The sequence below is a fragment of the Mammaliicoccus sp. O-M54 genome (assembly GCF_022386035.1).
In the GTDB taxonomy this organism is placed as follows: Bacteria; Bacillota; Bacilli; order Staphylococcales; family Staphylococcaceae; genus Mammaliicoccus; species Mammaliicoccus sciuri_A.
On sequence record NZ_JAJNJE010000001.1, the window covers coordinates 442,086 to 458,309 of the forward strand.

General features: G+C 32.3%; 14 protein-coding genes. 12 read left to right on the forward strand and 2 right to left on the reverse strand.

Going from position 1 to position 16,224, the window contains the following annotated elements:
* Positions 1 to 27: 27 nt before the first annotated feature.
* Positions 28 to 1,173, reverse strand: a complete 1,146-nt coding sequence (locus tag LQ673_RS02280) for a nucleotidyltransferase (protein WP_191836205.1) — start codon at positions 1,171 to 1,173, stop codon at positions 28 to 30.
* Positions 1,174 to 1,298: 125 nt separating this feature from the next.
* On the opposite strand from LQ673_RS02280, the gene LQ673_RS02285 reads away from it, so the two are divergent.
* From LQ673_RS02285 to pheT, 5 genes are all read left to right on the forward strand, one after another.
* Positions 1,299 to 1,841: a YceD family protein gene (locus LQ673_RS02285; RefSeq protein WP_025904639.1), complete on the forward strand. Its 543-nt coding sequence runs from the start codon at positions 1,299 to 1,301 to the stop codon at positions 1,839 to 1,841.
* Positions 1,842 to 1,879: 38 nt separating this feature from the next.
* Positions 1,880 to 2,053 carry a 50S ribosomal protein L32 gene (gene rpmF, locus LQ673_RS02290; RefSeq protein WP_025904638.1) on the forward strand — a complete coding sequence of 58 codons (174 nt, stop codon included), beginning with the start codon at positions 1,880 to 1,882 and terminating at the stop codon, positions 2,051 to 2,053.
* Positions 2,054 to 2,175: 122 nt separating this feature from the next.
* Positions 2,176 to 2,916 carry a TrmH family RNA methyltransferase gene (locus tag LQ673_RS02295; protein ID WP_191836206.1) on the forward strand — a complete coding sequence of 247 codons (741 nt, stop codon included), beginning with the start codon at positions 2,176 to 2,178 and terminating at the stop codon, positions 2,914 to 2,916.
* 297 nt (positions 2,917 to 3,213) lie between these two features.
* Positions 3,214 to 4,272: a phenylalanine--tRNA ligase subunit alpha gene (pheS, locus tag LQ673_RS02300; protein WP_025904636.1), complete on the forward strand. Its 1,059-nt coding sequence runs from the start codon at positions 3,214 to 3,216 to the stop codon at positions 4,270 to 4,272.
* On the forward strand, positions 4,272 to 6,677 hold the full coding sequence (gene pheT / locus LQ673_RS02305) for a phenylalanine--tRNA ligase subunit beta (protein WP_191836207.1): 2,406 nt from the start codon (positions 4,272 to 4,274) through the stop codon (positions 6,675 to 6,677). The genes pheS and pheT overlap by 1 nt, the downstream gene beginning before the upstream one ends.
* A 175-nt stretch (positions 6,678 to 6,852) precedes the next feature.
* Here the strand turns inward: pheT and rnhC are convergent, their stop codons facing one another.
* Entirely contained in the window at positions 6,853 to 7,779 is a 927-nt protein-coding gene (gene rnhC / locus LQ673_RS02310) for a ribonuclease HIII (RefSeq protein ID WP_191836208.1), read from the reverse strand.
* A gap of 177 nt (positions 7,780 to 7,956) precedes the next feature.
* On the opposite strand from rnhC, the gene zapA reads away from it, so the two are divergent.
* The 7 genes from zapA (at position 7,957) to uvrC (ending at position 16,118) form a co-directional block, all read left to right on the forward strand.
* A complete protein-coding gene (zapA, locus tag LQ673_RS02315; RefSeq protein WP_191836209.1) occupies positions 7,957 to 8,229 on the forward strand; it encodes a cell division protein ZapA in 273 nt (90 codons plus the stop codon).
* Positions 8,226 to 8,753, forward strand: a complete 528-nt coding sequence (locus tag LQ673_RS02320) for a CvpA family protein (RefSeq protein ID WP_037587489.1) — start codon at positions 8,226 to 8,228, stop codon at positions 8,751 to 8,753. Before zapA ends, LQ673_RS02320 begins: the two co-directional genes overlap by 4 nt.
* A 61-nt stretch (positions 8,754 to 8,814) precedes the next feature.
* On the forward strand, positions 8,815 to 10,518 hold the full coding sequence (gene polX, locus LQ673_RS02325; RefSeq protein WP_204171178.1) for a DNA polymerase/3'-5' exonuclease PolX: 1,704 nt from the start codon (positions 8,815 to 8,817) through the stop codon (positions 10,516 to 10,518).
* A gap of 26 nt (positions 10,519 to 10,544) precedes the next feature.
* Positions 10,545 to 12,893 (forward strand): endonuclease MutS2, encoded by a 2,349-nt coding sequence (locus LQ673_RS02330; RefSeq protein WP_119475373.1) that lies wholly within the window; start codon positions 10,545 to 10,547, stop codon positions 12,891 to 12,893.
* 120 nt (positions 12,894 to 13,013) lie between these two features.
* Positions 13,014 to 13,760 carry an enoyl-CoA hydratase-related protein gene (locus LQ673_RS02335; protein ID WP_037587496.1) on the forward strand — a complete coding sequence of 249 codons (747 nt, stop codon included), beginning with the start codon at positions 13,014 to 13,016 and terminating at the stop codon, positions 13,758 to 13,760.
* Positions 13,761 to 13,871: 111 nt separating this feature from the next.
* Positions 13,872 to 14,186 carry a thioredoxin gene (gene trxA, locus LQ673_RS02340; RefSeq protein WP_025904628.1) on the forward strand — a complete coding sequence of 105 codons (315 nt, stop codon included), beginning with the start codon at positions 13,872 to 13,874 and terminating at the stop codon, positions 14,184 to 14,186.
* Positions 14,187 to 14,336: 150 nt separating this feature from the next.
* The gene (uvrC, locus tag LQ673_RS02345; protein ID WP_191836211.1) at positions 14,337 to 16,118 is read left to right on the forward strand and encodes an excinuclease ABC subunit UvrC; all 1,782 of its coding nucleotides are present in this window, start codon (positions 14,337 to 14,339) and stop codon (positions 16,116 to 16,118) included.
* The last annotated feature ends 106 nt before the right edge of the window (positions 16,119 to 16,224 follow it).

The window sequence follows — 16,224 nt, forward strand, 5'->3', positions numbered from 1 at the left end:
AATCATAATAAAAAACGCATGCATATGTCATGCGTTTTTTATTATGACTGGTTTATTAAAATCAGTGTCAGAATCACCTGAAATATATTGATATAAATCTGTTGCTTTGATTTCATTTGTGAAGTGAGTTGCTGTTTGTTTATTCACATTTGTAACGATAGGTAATGGACATGATTCTTTAATAGATTTTAAATATGCTTGTCCTTTTTTAGACATTGCAAGTACACGTATGGCAGTTGGATTATATTCAGAAACTTGTTCATTCGTAACGTTTAACAAAATTGCGGTTAACAAGCGTTGTATTCGTGTCCACGTATATCTCTTAGATTTGAGCTTTTGGACAAACATTTCAAAGCTCGTACTATCTTTAATTTCTTTTTTAACTTTATATTCTAATCCTTCAGTCATCATATATATGTCTCGCAATTCCTCATGGGTAGCTCTTAATATTGTCCATTTTAATAATGGGAAAAAGTGATCCCAGTTAACTGCATGAGCATGCTTTAATATATGTGAACTTGTTGTCGGTAAACTTAATTGATATGTATCGTCCTGTCTGAAATAGGCGTTACGTATAGATGTTGCACTTGAAATGTGTGTTGTTTCGTTTAAATGAGCATCTAAATACATATTATCTTTTCTTTGAATCGTTGTTGGTTCTATTGCTAAGTTATGCTGCATGATATGTTTCACATATTCAATTGCGAGTAAATTATTTGAACCTTTAAGCATTTGATTATGAGGTATTAATTCTGAAATGATTCTCGGGTGTGATTTTCCTTCTTTCAGCATTTGTTTGTATTTTTCACTTTTAGATACTTGTTCTATTTCTTTAATGACATGTTTAATATCGTCAATATTTCCAGATTCGCTTCCGAAAGATAATGTGTCACATCCAAGTTGTTCAGCTATTTGAACACTGCCTTTAGCAAATAAATCACTAGATGATATGGCATATACAAGGGGTAATTCAATGACTAAATCTACATATTGAATAGCCATTTCAGCACGCTTGAACTTACTTAGAATTGCTGGTTCTCCACGCATTGTAAAAGAACCACTCATAATAGAAATAGCAACATCACTTTTTGTTAATTTTCTAGAAGATTCTGCGTGATATACATGCCCATTATGAAATGGATTATATTCTGTTATTAAAGCAACACTTTTCATTTGCATTTCCTCCCATTTCACTTCATCATAAGTATTGTATCAGATAATGAATGTTAAGAAAAAATCTTGACAAACATTGTCGTTAAGGTTACAATAATTTTTGTGTTTGTAAGAGGTGAACCCAGATGAAGTGGTCAATAACACAACTTAAAAAATACCAAAACGAACCATTTACTTTTGATAAAGAAATCGATATGAAATACCTTATTGATAGGGTAGATGAACTTATCGATATATCTCCAATAAAAGTAACAGGAGACGTTCAAGTGCGAATGCATGAGATAATTGTCAATCTTGACATTAATGGTGTATTGACGTTACCATGTGCCCGTACTTTAAAGCCAGTAGAGCTACCATTTGATACTACATCAGTAGAAATATTTGAGCTAGATGAATTTAGTGAGAGTAATAATGATGATGACGAATTGAGACATAAACTCGAAGGCGGCATGATTAATTTATTACCAATCATTGAAGAACTTGTTATTTTAGAGAAACCGTTACAAGTATTCTCTGAAGGTAGCGAAGATATTTCAATGGCAGGCGATGGTTGGGAAGTTATTGGCGAAGATCAAATTGAGTCAACCGAAGATTCAGAACAAGAAACTGAAAAGAAAGTTGATCCAAGACTTCAAAAATTACAACAATTCTTCGATGACGAAAAATAATCGGAAAAGTGTTTATAAAATTTAAGGAGGAATAAGACATGGCAGTTCCAGCTAGAAGAACTTCAAAAACAGCTAAAAGAAAACGTCGTACGCATTTCAAAATCTCAGTACCAGGTATGGTAGAATGTTCAAACTGTGGAGAAATGAAATTATCTCACCGTGTATGTAAAGCATGTGGATCATACAAAGGTAAAGAAGTCGTTTCTAAATAATAATTAATATTTAAACACCTAAACTAAGGTGCTTAAGACTGTCATCAATGTCTTTGACTTTGTTGGCAGTCTTTTTTCGTATATAATATTTTTATATCACAATGAGAAGATGAGGCGTTACTATGGAAGAAATTACTTCAGTTCAAAATAATAAAATTAAACAAATGAATAAATTAAAAAAGAAAAAAGAACGTGTTAAACAAGGACAATTTCTAATTGAAGGTTTTCATTTAATCGAAGAAGCTTATCATAGTCAACTGACTATCGTTTCGTTATTAGCAGTAGATTATGCAAGAGTTGATGAGAAAATTGTTGAATATGCAAAGGAAGCATATGTCATTAATTTTAAAGTAGCAGAATCATTATCAGACACAACGACACCTCAAGGTATATTTGCGGTTGTCGAAATGCCTACATACGAAACGAGTAATTTTAAACAAGTCCTTGTATTAGATAGAGTACAAGATCCAGGCAATATGGGCGCGTTAATTCGTAACGCTGACGCTGCAGGTATGGACGCTGTTATTTATTCAAAAGGTAGTGCAGACCCGTATCAAGATAAAGTATTACGTGCTTCACAAGGTAGTGTCTTTCATTTACCAGTTGTTGAGCAAGATATATTTGAATTTATGGAACAATTTGATGGCGAAACTTACGGAACAAGTCTTCAAAATGCAGTTGAATATCGAGAAGTCAAAAGCCATTCAAACTTTGCGTTAATTATGGGGAATGAAGGTGCAGGTGTTGATCCAGCGATACTTGAACAAACGACTAAAAATCTTCATATACCGCTATATGGCAAAGCTGAAAGTTTAAATGTAGCTGTATCTTGTGGTATCTTGCTTTATCATTTGAAAGGTTGACCAATTATATAATATTTAATATAATGATTTCATAATCAATATGAGCTTACAAAAGGACGTAAATTAATGTTTACACATGACAAGGGAATGGATTCGAGACTGAAAAATCCTATGTTGTAACTTAATTTTTTTCATCTTTTTAGCTACTTAAAGAAATTTAAGTCGGAATGTAGATCCGTTATCAACATATAAGTGTATGCATAACTATGTATAAATTTGGGTGGTACCACGGAAGACTTCGTCCCTCTATATTTGAGGAGGCGGAGTCTTTTTTTCGACCAAAATAGGAGGATATATATGTCATTACGAGAAAAATTATCTGAATTAAGACAAGATGCGCTTGTAAGAATTAATGAAGCAAAAGCAGAAAGATCATTACAAGACGTGAAAGTAAATTATTTAGGTAAAAAAGGCGTTATTACAGGCCTTATGAAAGAAATGAAAGAATTACCTAAAGAAGAAAGACCAGAATTCGGTCAACTTGTGAACGAAGTACGTAAAGCTGTTGAGAAAGAAATCGAAGCTAAACAAGTACTTTTAGAAGAGGAAGCATTAAACCAACAATTAGAGAATGAAACAATCGATGTAACGTTACCTGGTAGAAAAGTAAGTTTAGGTGCGAAACATCCACTAACTAAAATCAATGAAGATTTAGAAGATTTATTTATTGGTTTAGGTTATGAAATTGTTGAAGGTTATGAAGTAGAGTCTGACTATTATAACTTTGAAGCACTTAATTTACCAAAGTCTCATCCAGCACGTGATATGCAAGATACTTTTTATATTTCAGAAGAAATCTTAATGCGTACTCATACATCTCCTGTACAAGCGAGAACTTTAGAAAAACGTAATGGTGTTGGACCCGTTAAGATCATCTGTCCAGGTAAAGTTTACCGTAGAGACTCTGATGATGCGACGCACAGTCATCAATTTACGCAAATTGAAGGTTTAGTCGTAGCTGAAAATATCAAGATGAGTGACTTAAAAGGAACATTAGAATTATTAGCACGTAAATTATTTGGTAAAGATCGTGAAATTAGATTAAGACCAAGTTTCTTCCCATTCACTGAACCATCAGTTGAAGTAGATGTGTCATGTTTCAAATGTAAAGGTAAAGGATGTAACGTTTGTAAACAAACAGGTTGGATAGAAGTTCTTGGTTCAGGAATGGTACATCCAAATGTATTAGAAATGGCAGGCTTTGATTCAAATAAATATTCTGGATTTGCTTTTGGTTTAGGACCAGACAGAATGGCAATGTTGAAATATGGAATTGAAGATATTAGACATTTCTATACAAATGACGTGAGATTTTTAGAACAATTTAAGCCTGTAGAAGATGGTGGTGAAGCATAATGTTAGTAAGTAAAGAGTGGTTAAGTGAATATATAAATATAGATGCTAATACTCAAGATTTAGCTGAGAAAATTACAAGAAGCGGTATTGAAGTTGATAGTGTTACACATTATGGAGACGATATTAAAAAATTAGTCGTTGGACATGTGCTTTCTAAAGAGAAACATCCAGAGGCAGATAAACTGAATATTTGTAAAGTGGATGTTGGTGAAGAAGAACCCGTACAAATCGTTTGTGGTGCACCAAATGTAGATAAAGATCAATATGTCATCGTTGTAAGAGTAGGTGGTCGTTTACCTGGTGGCGTTAAAATTAAAAGAGCTAAATTACGTGGTGAAGTATCAGAAGGTATGATTTGTTCGTTACAAGAAATAGGTATTGATCCAAATGTGATGCCTAAAAAATATGCAGATGGCATTTACGTCTTCTCAAGCGAACCAACGCCTGGTAGTGATGCACTAGAAGCATTATTATTAAATGACGATGTATTAGACTTTGATTTGACACCAAATAGAGCAGACTGTTTAAGTATGCTAGGTGCTGCACATGAAGTGAGTGCATTATATGGCAATGACATACAATACCCAAATACTTCTTTAGATGAATCTGAAGAGAAAGCTAGTCAATCATTATCAGTGACTGTTCAAGATCAAGAAGGTGTTCCATTCTATGCAGCTAGAGTTGTTAAAAATGTAACAATTGCACCATCTCCATCATGGATGCAGTCTAGATTAATGAAAGCTGGCATCCGTCCAATTAACAACGTGGTAGATGTTTCGAACTACGTACTTTTAGAGTATGGTCAACCGTTACACATGTTTGATCAAGATCAAATTGGGTCAGATCAAATTGTTGCACGTTATGCACGTGAAAATGAAAAAATCACGACATTAGATAATGTTGAGAGAGAACTACTTACTTCAGACCTTGTTATTACAAATGGTGAAGAACCAATTGCAATCGCTGGTGTCATGGGTGGCGATTTCTCAGAAGTTACAGAAAACACTCAAAATGTCGTAATCGAAAGTGCATTATTTAATGCTACAAATGTTAGACAAACATCAAGACGATTAGGCTTAAGAAGTGAAGCTTCAAGCAGATTCGAAAAAGGTATTGCGAGTGAAAGAGTACTTGATGCTTTAGATAGAGCAGCAAAATTATTACAAGATATTGCTGGTGGAACTGTGTTAAGTGAAGTTGTATCAGACGGTAATTTACCAGAATTGTCTCGTACGATAGACATTACAACACAAGATGTTAACCAATTAATCGGTTTCGATCTTTCTACAGATGAAATTAATACAATATTTAATCGTTTAGGATTTGAAACGATTGTTTCTGGAGATGCCTTTAAAGTAGAAGTGCCATCAAGAAGAAATGATATTTCAATTAAAGCGGACTTAATCGAAGAGGTTGCGCGTATTTATGGATACGACCAATTACCTTCAACATTACCAAACTTTGATAATGCAACTGCTGGCTATTTAACAGATAACCAATTGAAGACACGAAAAGTTAAAGAAATTCTTGAAGGTGCTGGTTTAGATCAAGCGATTACGTATTCATTAGTTCGTAAAGATGTCGCTCAAAACTATACTTTAGAACAACAAGAAGTTGTAGAGCTTATGATGCCTATGAGTGAAGATCAAGCTGTATTACGTCAAAGTTTATTACCTAGACTTGTTGACGCTACACGTTATAACGTTGCGCGTAAGAATAAAAACGTTGCTTTATATGAACTTGGTAAAGTGTTCTATAGTAACGGAAAAGATCAATTACCAACAGAAGTTGAATTTTTAAGTGGTATTTTAACAGGACAATATACAGGTAATAAATGGCAACAAAAAGATGAACCTGTTGATTTCTTCTTAGTGAAAGGTATAGTAGAACGTCTTGCAGAACAATTAAACTTAACGTTCACATATGAAGCGACTACAGTAGACTTATTACATCCAGGTAGAACAGCGTACGTTAAATTAAATGATGAAGTTGTTGGTTTAATAGCAGAATTACATCCGAAAGTTGAAAAAGAAAATGACTTAGACCGCACTTATGTGTTTGAGTTAAACTTCACAAAAATCTTAGGACAACCTGTTGGCAAAATTGAATACGAAGCTATTCCGAAATTCCCAGGAGTTTCAAGAGATATTGCACTTGTCGTTAACACAGAAGTTACGGCAGCTACACTTATTCATACAATCAATGAAAATGGTGCAGATATATTAAATAACGCAGAAGTATTTGACGTTTACGAAGGCGAACATATGGAACCAGGTAAGAAATCGGTCGCAATTCGCTTAGATTATTTAGACGTTAATGAAACATTGACAGAAGATAAAGTTTCAGCAGTACACGAGCAAATCTTAACAGCATTAGAACAAAATGGTGCGACATTAAGAGCATAAGATATACAAATAAAAAACACAGCAATCTGATATGAATCTTCAGATTGCTGTGTTTTTATATTATTTTTTTCGTTTGTTTGTGGAATTTGTAAGTTGTTTACCGATAAACCAAATTAAATAGCAAATAATGATTAGGGCAAGAATTACTTGCCAACTGAATGTGATAAGTAACATATTAATTTCTCCTTTTTCGATTAATAAGGTCTAATACTTTATCTCTATTTTTAAAATGTGTTTTCGTTATGTTATCTAACTGCTGCATGTCATATTTTTGGACGATTTTTGCTGCTTCTAGATCTACTTTATTACTTGCGCCTTTAGGAATAATGACATTTAAAGATTTTGCTAATTGATCCATGTGTGTAACAAATGCATATCTTGCGATAATACTAGCAGCAGCAATTGCGATTGATTTTGATTCACCTTTTGTTTCAAAGTGCGTAATGTCTTTACGTGGCATTTGACCAATAATGTATCGTTCATAAGTGCTTGCTTGTACAAACTGGTCAATCACAATTTGTTCTAATTCTTGTTCGTCGATTCGTGAGATGACATTTTTAATCGCTTGATTGTGAAGGACTGCTTTCATCTTAACTTGACTCCAACCTTCTGCTTGCTTTGTATTGTAGTTGGGATTATCAAGTACAATTAGAGAATGAGGGCATATTTGTATAATTTGTTCAGCTAGTTCTACAATTTTAGGATCAGTTAAAGACTTGGAGTCCATTACACCAATTTCTTTTAATATTTTAGCGTTATGTTTAGATACGTATGCTGCACATACTGTGAGTGGGCCAAAATAATCGCCACTGCCTGCTTCATCACTACCAATTGTATTATGTATATCAAATTCATATTTTTTTGTAGCTGGTGTTGCTTTAGATGGTGATGACGTTATGTTTTGATTAAGTACTTCACTTGCTACTTGTTCTGCATCTTTACCTTGAAACATTATTTTTTTTGAACGGTATATTTGGACTTGTGTACTTTTTATTTTCTTGCGGGCTAAAGTGCCAGTTGGTAAGTTCTTTGTTTCCATATTATATTGTTTTATAAGTTGATTGATTGTATTGGAGTCAATTGTTTTTACGATGTTTGCCACTTTTAAGTCCTGCCTTTTTAATTTTTTCTATAAATAGAGTAGCATAAATTTATGATATAAACGAATTTTCTCAAATCAAGTTGGTGGATATTCATACACAAATGAACTTATGTCATGTATAATATAGTATGATTACATATATAGAAATCCATTTATAATTTGAACAGGGGTAGTATAATGAGTGAAAAAAAAAATAGAGTGACAGTGGTTATAAATGATCAACATTATACAATTATTGGTGAAGACGATCCATCACATATTCGATATGTAGCTGGTAGAGTGGATGAAAAGTTGCAAGCGCTCGGGCAATTAAATGCAGGCTTGGATACAACGCGTAAATCTGTTCTTACAGCTGTTAATGTTATGCATGAATATGTTAAATTAGAAGAAGAAAATGAAAAGTTAAGAGAAGAAATCAAACAATTAAAAAATAAAGGACATTTAGAATGATAACATTACTTATATTTTTATGTTTAATTATAGGTGTCATCATTGGATATAGACGTAGTTTAGTATTACAATCATTACATTCTATCGGCACGATTAGTTCATTGGTGATTGCCAGCATTTGTTACGCACCATTTAGCAAGCAATTGCATTTAATATTACCTTATCCGAGTGCGTCTACAGAAGGTAAGAATGCAATATTTAACAGTATTAATAATGAGAATGCATTTTATAATATTATGGCGATTCTCATTTTATTTGTTTTTACTAAAATAATTTTACAAATTGTAGCAACAGTATTTGATTTTTATCATCAAATGGAATTTGGCGGTAAATATGCAAGGTATTATGGTATCGTACTTGGATTTATAGAAGCGTATTTAGTTGTAATTATCATACTAGCAGCAGTTGCGGTAATTCCCGTAGCACCTTTTATTGATGCATTACAACAGTCTTCTATTGGAAATGCAGTATTAACAAAGACACCATTCTTATCTGATCAATTAGTAAAATGGCTTTCAAATTAAATGAATTCATATTGAAAAAAGTCATGGGAGAACCTATGACTTTTTTTACGGAGGAATAGATATGTTAACAAAAAAAGATATCGTAAAAATGTTAGAAACAATTGCAATATACATGGAAATTAAAGGTGAGAATCCATTTAAAGTATCAGCATACAGAAAAGCAAGTCAATCATTAGAAACAGATGAAAGAACGTTAAACGAAATTGAAGATGTGACATCATTAAAAGGCATTGGTAAAGGTGTAGGCGATGTCATAAATGAATATATAGATAATGGGACACAAAGTTATTTAGATGAGTTAAAACAAGAAATTCCAGAAGGACTTATTCCATTATTAAAAATACCTGGATTAGGTAGTAAAAAAATTGCGAAATTATATAAAGAATTAGATATAAAAAATAAAGAAGACTTAATCAAAGCGTGTGAAAATAATCAAGTGTCTGAATTACCAGGCTTTGCGAAAAAGACAGAACAAAAACTTCTTGAAGAAACGAAAGTGTTAGGGCAACGACCTGAAAAATATCCAATCAATACTATGATTAAAGCACATGAAGTGATTAATCAATTTTTAGATAATATTGAAGACATTATTCAATATCAAGTTGCAGGTAGTTTCAGAAGAATGAAAGAAATGAGCAAAGATTTAGATTATATTATTTCGACTGAAGAACCTACAAAAGTACAACAAGCACTACTTGATTTTCCAGATATTAAAGAACAAATTGCTGTTGGCCAAACGAAAGTTTCTTTAGATTTACAAATTGAAGAAGATGTTATTGGTGTTGATTTTAGACTGATTCAACCAGAAGCTTTCTATCATACATTGCAACATTTTACAGGTTCTAAAGATCATAATATAAAAATTAGACAACTTGCTAAACAAAAAAATGAAAAAGTAAGTGAATATGGTATAGAAGAAGCAAATGGTAACATCATTACTTATCAAAGTGAAAAGGAAATTTATGATCATTTTAACGTGCCATATATACCACCAACAATGCGTGAGGATGGTACAGAATTTGATAAAGATATTCAAGATATCATACAGTTAGAAGATATTAATGGTGATATTCATATGCATACAACTTATAGTGATGGTGCATTTAAACTTGAAGAAATGATTGAAGCGGCAATTGAACATCAATATCAATTTATTTGTATTACAGACCATTCTAGAAGTTTAGCAGTAGCAAATGGATTATCTATTGAACGTTTATTGGAACAAAACGAAAAAATTAAAAAACTAAATGAATCATATAAAGAAATTGATATTTATAGTGGTACAGAAATGGATATTAAACCAGATGGTAGTTTAGATTATCCAGATGACGTATTGAAAGAATTAGATTATGTGATTGCAGCAATTCATCAAAGTTTCAATCAATCTGAAGAAGAGATTATGAATAGACTTAGAACTGCATGTGAAAATCAATATGTCAGACATATTGCACATCCGACAGGAAGAATTATTGGTAGAAGAGATGGATACCGTCCGAATATTGATGAACTTATTAAAATGGCAAGAGAAACTAATACAGTATTAGAACTGAATGCTAATCCACAACGATTAGATTTAAACGCTGACGTATTAAAAAATAATCCTGACCTAATGATTACAATCAATACAGATGCCCATCATATTGATCATTTTGATTTCATGAAATATGGTGTTGGAACGGCTCAAAAAGGTTGGGTGAAAAAATCACAAGTTATTAATGCTAAATCACGTGAAGCATTTAAAAAATGGATCCAATCAACAAAATAAAGTATTAAAAGAAGAGGGAAGATAATATGAATGAGAAAACATTAAAAGTTCTTGAATATCCCTTAATTATTCAACAATTGTCTACTCATGCGACAAGTGATATTGCTGAACGCCTTATTAACGAACTTAAACCAAGTGATGAACTTGAAACGGTTCAGCAAAGTATAAATGAAACAGACGAAATGACTCAAATTTATAATAAACATAGAGTACCTGGGTATTCAGGGCTAAAAGATATTAAATCCTATGTAAGACGTGCAGAAATTGGCAGTTTGTTAAACGTTGAAGAATTAAACCAAATTAAACGTAATATTCAAGTTCAAAATAGATTTAAAACATTTTACGCAAGTATCGTTGATGAAGATGAGGCAATACTTTATCCAAATATCGATGGTTATGTTGCACAATTGCCAGTTTTAAGTGACTTGCTGAATCAAATAAGTGAACAGTGTGATGAACACGATTTGTTTGATACGGCAAGTCCCAAATTAGCTGAATTGAGACATCAAATTAAAAAAACGAACGATCGTATTAAATCAAGATTAGAACAAATGGTTAGATCTTCAGCTAATCAGAAGAAATTATCGGACTCTATTGTAACGGTTAGAAATGATAGACATGTACTTCCGGTTAAAGCAGAATATCGTCAAGATTTTAATGGTATCGTGCATGATCAATCTGCATCTGGCCAAACATTATATATTGAACCAAGTGCAATTGTTGAAATGCATAATCAAATTGCTCAAGTTAAAGCTAAAGAAAAAGAAGAAAAAGATAGATTGTTATATATACTGACAGAACAAGTAAGCGAAGTAGGCTATGAATTACTTTCAAGTACAGAAGTTATGGGGCATTTAGACTTTGTAACAGCAAAAGCTAAATTCGGTGCAACTATTAAAGCTACTAAACCAATCATATCTGAAGATAGAGCAATATATTTACCTAAAGCAAGACATCCATTAATTAATCAATCAGAAGTTGTCAGCAATACGATTGAATTTAAAGAAGACATTAATGCTGTTATTATTACAGGTCCTAATACTGGTGGTAAGACCGTTACCTTAAAAACAGTTGGTTTAATCACGTTAATGGCACAATCTGGTTTGTTAATTCCGACATTAGATGGCGCAATTATAACGATATTTAAGAAAGTATTTTGTGACATTGGTGACGAACAATCTATTGAACAATCGTTATCGACTTTTTCATCACATATGAAAAATATCGTCAACATTATTGATCAAGCGGATAAAGACTCATTAATTTTATTTGATGAATTAGGAGCAGGAACTGATCCGAGTGAAGGTGCAGCATTAGCAATGAGTATTTTAGATTATACGATTGAAAGAGATGCTTTAATCATGGCAACAACACATTATCCTGAACTTAAAGCATATAGCTATAATCGAGAGAAAGTGATGAATGCAAGTGTTGAATTTGACGTTGAAACATTAAGACCAACTTATAAATTATTAATGGGTATACCAGGACGTTCAAACGCATTTGAAATCTCTAAAAAATTAGGGCTAAAAAATGAACTCATCAATCATGCAAAATCACTGATTGGTCAAGATGAAAAAGAAATCAATGTCATGATAGAATCACTTGAGAAAAATGCTAAATCTGTCGAAAATGACCGAATTGAAGTCGAAAAATTAAAACAAGAATCTATAGACTTGCATCAATCATTAACGCAAGAATTACAACGCTTTGAAAACTTCAAAACACAACTGATGGATGAAGCGAGAAATAAAGCCAATCAAGAAGTTAAACAAAAGACTGAAGAAGCGGAAACAATCCTTCAAGAACTAAGAGATATGAGAGATAATTCAGCTGCAAATGTAAAAGAGCATGAATTGATTGAGCGAAAGAAACGACTTGATAATCAATATACATCGCAATCTCTGAAACAAAATGTTAAGAAAGAACGTCACGATAAGATTGAAAAAGGTGATGACGTTAAAGTATTATCATACGGTCAAAAAGGTGAAGTTATCGATGTGATCAGCGATGAAGAAGTTGTTGTTCAGATGGGTATACTCAAAATGAAAATAGAAGTAAAAGATTTAGAAAAACTAGATAAAAAGAAACAACAACCAAGTAAAGTTGTTCCTAGAACGAATCGATCTACTATAAAAATGGATTTAGATTTACGTGGTTACCGATATGAAGATGCTATGTTAGAATTAGACCAATATATCGATCAAGCAGTACTTTCTAATTACGGTACAGTGAATATTATTCATGGTAAAGGTACAGGTGCATTACAAAAAGGTGTAGCTGACCATCTTAAAAAACATCGTTCTGTAGAATCATATCGTACAGGTATGCCTTCAGAAGGTGGATTTGGTGTTACTGTTGTAACATTGAAATAAGGAGGAAACATATTGGATAATTTTGATATGTATAAACTAGCTAAAGTATTACTCGTTATTTCTGCTTTAACATTTATAGCAGGTATTGCATACTTAATATTTTTATAAGGAGGAATTTTCTTGATAAATACAAATGTCGAAAACCACGTTCTTTATATACAATTAAATCATGGTCCGGTAAATGCTTTAAATGAGGCAGTATTAAATAGCATTATTGAAGCAATTGAAACAGAAGGATTCAATGAAGATGTGAAAGTCATCGTTATAAAAGGTAATGAAAAATGTTTCTCTGCAGGTGCAGATATTAAATCATTCCCAGAACTAACTAAACATGAAAGATTAGATTTAGCTTCTACAAGTGCTAAATTATTTAGATTGATTAAGACATGTCATAAGCCAGTTATCAGTTCAATTCATGGTGTTTGTTTAGGCGGTGGCTTTGAACTTGCTTTAGCATGTGATATGAGATTAATCACGAAAGATACAAAAGTAGGATTACCTGAAATTAACTTAGGTATATTCCCAGGCTTTGGTGGTGTCAGACGATTATCTGCTATGGTAGGTCAACATAAAGCATTACAAGCTGCGTTAACTGGTGAGAATATCAATTTAGAAGAAGTGAAACATTTATTTAATGTAATAGTTGAAGATAAAGAAGCATTAGAACAAGCTACTGAAAAATTAGCTACTACAATCGCTTCTAAATCTTTAGACTCTATTAAAGTCATCAAGCAAATGTCTAATTTAGATTTATCATTAGAAAGTGATCAAATTGAAGAAAGACATTTCGTTGATATTATTGAAAGCGACAATGCAAAAGAAGGTATTGATGCATTTATAAACAAAAGAAAACCTGAATTTAAGTGATTGCTAATATAGTTCATATCAAGTACAATACACTTTGAGCAAACAACATGCATTGCAAAATAAAGCGTGCTATACTCTCATTATCATAAGTTAACAAGGAGGATTTTTCCAATGGCATTATTAAAAGCAACAGATGCAAATTTCGATGAACAAATCAAAGAAGGCGTTAGTTTAGTGGACTTCTGGGCACCATGGTGTGGACCTTGTAAAATGATCGCGCCAGTATTAGAAGATTTAGCTAAAGACGTTGAAGGTAAAGCTAACATCGTTAAATTAGACGTAGATGAAAACCAAGCAACAGCAGCTAAATACGAAGTTATGAGTATCCCAACTTTAATCGTATTTAAAGATGGCGAAGCTGTAGATAAAGTAGTAGGTTTCCAACCTAAAGAACAACTAGAACAAGTATTATCTAAACATTATTAATCGTTATAACCTATAATTAATCCAAACTGTCTACAAAGCATATGACTTTGTAGGCAGTTTTTGTGTGATGATAGATATTTATATAGAACGTATGTTTTGGTCAATGCAAATTTTATTGATATAATGAATTTAAAAAGGTAGGTGATAAAGGTGGAAGACTACCAAAAGAAAATTAAGCAAAAACTTGAAGTTTTACCAACAGAACCTGGATGTTACATCATGAAAGATAGACAACAAACAGTCATATATGTTGGAAAAGCTAAACGATTAAGAAACAGAGTTCGCAGCTATTTCACAGGTGCACATGATGAAAAGACAACTCGACTCGTAGGGGAGATTAGAGATTTTGAATTTATCGTGACTTCAAGTGAAATAGAATCTTTATTACTTGAACTTAACTTAATTAAAAAACATCAACCACGTTATAATATATTATTAAAAGATGACAAAAGTTATCCATTTATAAAAATTACAAAAGAAAAACATCCTAGACTCATCGTGACGAGAACTGTAAAAAAAGATTCGGGTAAATACTTCGGACCATATCCTAATGCTTATGCCGCACATGAAACGAAAAAATTACTAGATAGAATTTATCCGTTAAGAAAATGTGTCACAATGCCAAATAAAGTATGCCTTTATTATCATATTGGCCAATGTTTAGGACCTTGCGTTTATCCAGTCGAACAAAGCGAGTATCAAACGATGGTTAAAGAAATTACTGATTTTCTAAATGGTGATGACAAAACAATCGTCAATGACTTAAACGAGAAGATGAATCAAGCGAGTGAAGCTTTGAAGTTTGAAGAAGCGAAAGAATACCGTGACTTAATACAACATATTGAAATGTTAAATTATAAACAGAATATGATGTCAGCAGACATGACAATGAGGGATATATTTGGTTATTCTGTTGATAAAGGGTGGATGTGTATTCAAGTATTCTTTATTAGACAAGGTAAATTAATTGAAAGACAAGCATCTATGATACCTATTATTCAAACTGCTGAAGAAGAATTCTATACATTTATTGGACAATTCTATTCTTTAAATCAACATTTAACGCCTAAGGAAATTCATATTCCGAAAAATTTAGACATTAAAACAGTTGAGTCAGTCGTTGATTCAAAAGTGGTTCAGCCTAAAAGAGGTCAGAAAAAAGAAATGGTGGATCTTGCGATAAAAAATGCGAGTATTTCACTTAAAAATAAATTTGAATTAATTGCGAAAGATGAATCTAGAACGATCAAAGCTATTGAGAACTTAGGAGAGGCTATGGGTATTCAAACACCGATTAGAATTGAAGCATTTGATAATTCTAATATTCAAGGTGTAGATCCAGTGTCTGTTATGATAGCTTTTGTGGATGGTAAGCCAAGTAAAAAGGATTATCGCAAATATAAAATTAAATCTGTAAAAGGTCCAGATGATTACAAGTCGATGCAAGAAGCGGTACGAAGAAGATATACAAGAGTATTAAAAGAAGGACTGCCAATTCCTGATTTAATTATTGTCGATGGTGGTAAAGGTCATATGTCTTCAGTGAGAGATGTATTAGAAAATGAACTAGGACTTGATATACCAATTGCAGGTCTAAGTAAAAATGACAAACACCAAACTTCAGAATTATTGTACGGATCACAAGCAGAAATTATACCACTAAAGAAAAACTCTCAAGAATTTTATTTACTTCAACGTATTCAAGATGAAGTACACCGATTTGCAATTAGTTTCCATAGATCAACACGACAAAAAACATCACTTAAGTCAGCTTTAGATGAAATAGAAGGTATTGGACCAAAACGTAAACAAACATTATTAAAACATTTTGGCTCTATTAAAAAAATGAGAGAAGCGAATTTAGAGGATTTTGTGAAAATTGGTGTTCCTAAAAAGGTTGCTCAAAACTTAGTAGATAAGCTTAGTAAATAAATGGTAAAATTACAACAAAAAATCTATATATTTGGGTATGAGAATAATTCTCATGCCCAAATTCATACTTAATGATGTTACAATATACATGTAAATGCTCATCGAA

Bases quoted from the DNA above. Each gene is read 5' to 3' on its own strand.
- LQ673_RS02280 (WP_191836205.1), bottom strand. From the start codon at position 1,173: ATGAAAAGTGTTGCTTTAATAACAGAATATAATCCATTTCATAATGGG.
- LQ673_RS02285 (WP_025904639.1), top strand. From the start codon at position 1,299: ATGAAGTGGTCAATAACACAACTTAAAAAATACCAAAACGAACCATTT.
- rpmF (WP_025904638.1), top strand. From the start codon at position 1,880: ATGGCAGTTCCAGCTAGAAGAACTTCAAAAACAGCTAAAAGAAAACGT.
- LQ673_RS02295 (WP_191836206.1), top strand. From the start codon at position 2,176: ATGGAAGAAATTACTTCAGTTCAAAATAATAAAATTAAACAAATGAAT.
- pheS (WP_025904636.1), top strand. From the start codon at position 3,214: ATGTCATTACGAGAAAAATTATCTGAATTAAGACAAGATGCGCTTGTA.
- pheT (WP_191836207.1), top strand. From the start codon at position 4,272: ATGTTAGTAAGTAAAGAGTGGTTAAGTGAATATATAAATATAGATGCT.
- zapA (WP_191836209.1), top strand. From the start codon at position 7,957: ATGAGTGAAAAAAAAAATAGAGTGACAGTGGTTATAAATGATCAACAT.
- LQ673_RS02320 (WP_037587489.1), top strand. From the start codon at position 8,226: ATGATAACATTACTTATATTTTTATGTTTAATTATAGGTGTCATCATT.
- polX (WP_204171178.1), top strand. From the start codon at position 8,815: ATGTTAACAAAAAAAGATATCGTAAAAATGTTAGAAACAATTGCAATA.
- LQ673_RS02330 (WP_119475373.1), top strand. From the start codon at position 10,545: ATGAATGAGAAAACATTAAAAGTTCTTGAATATCCCTTAATTATTCAA.
- trxA (WP_025904628.1), top strand. From the start codon at position 13,872: ATGGCATTATTAAAAGCAACAGATGCAAATTTCGATGAACAAATCAAA.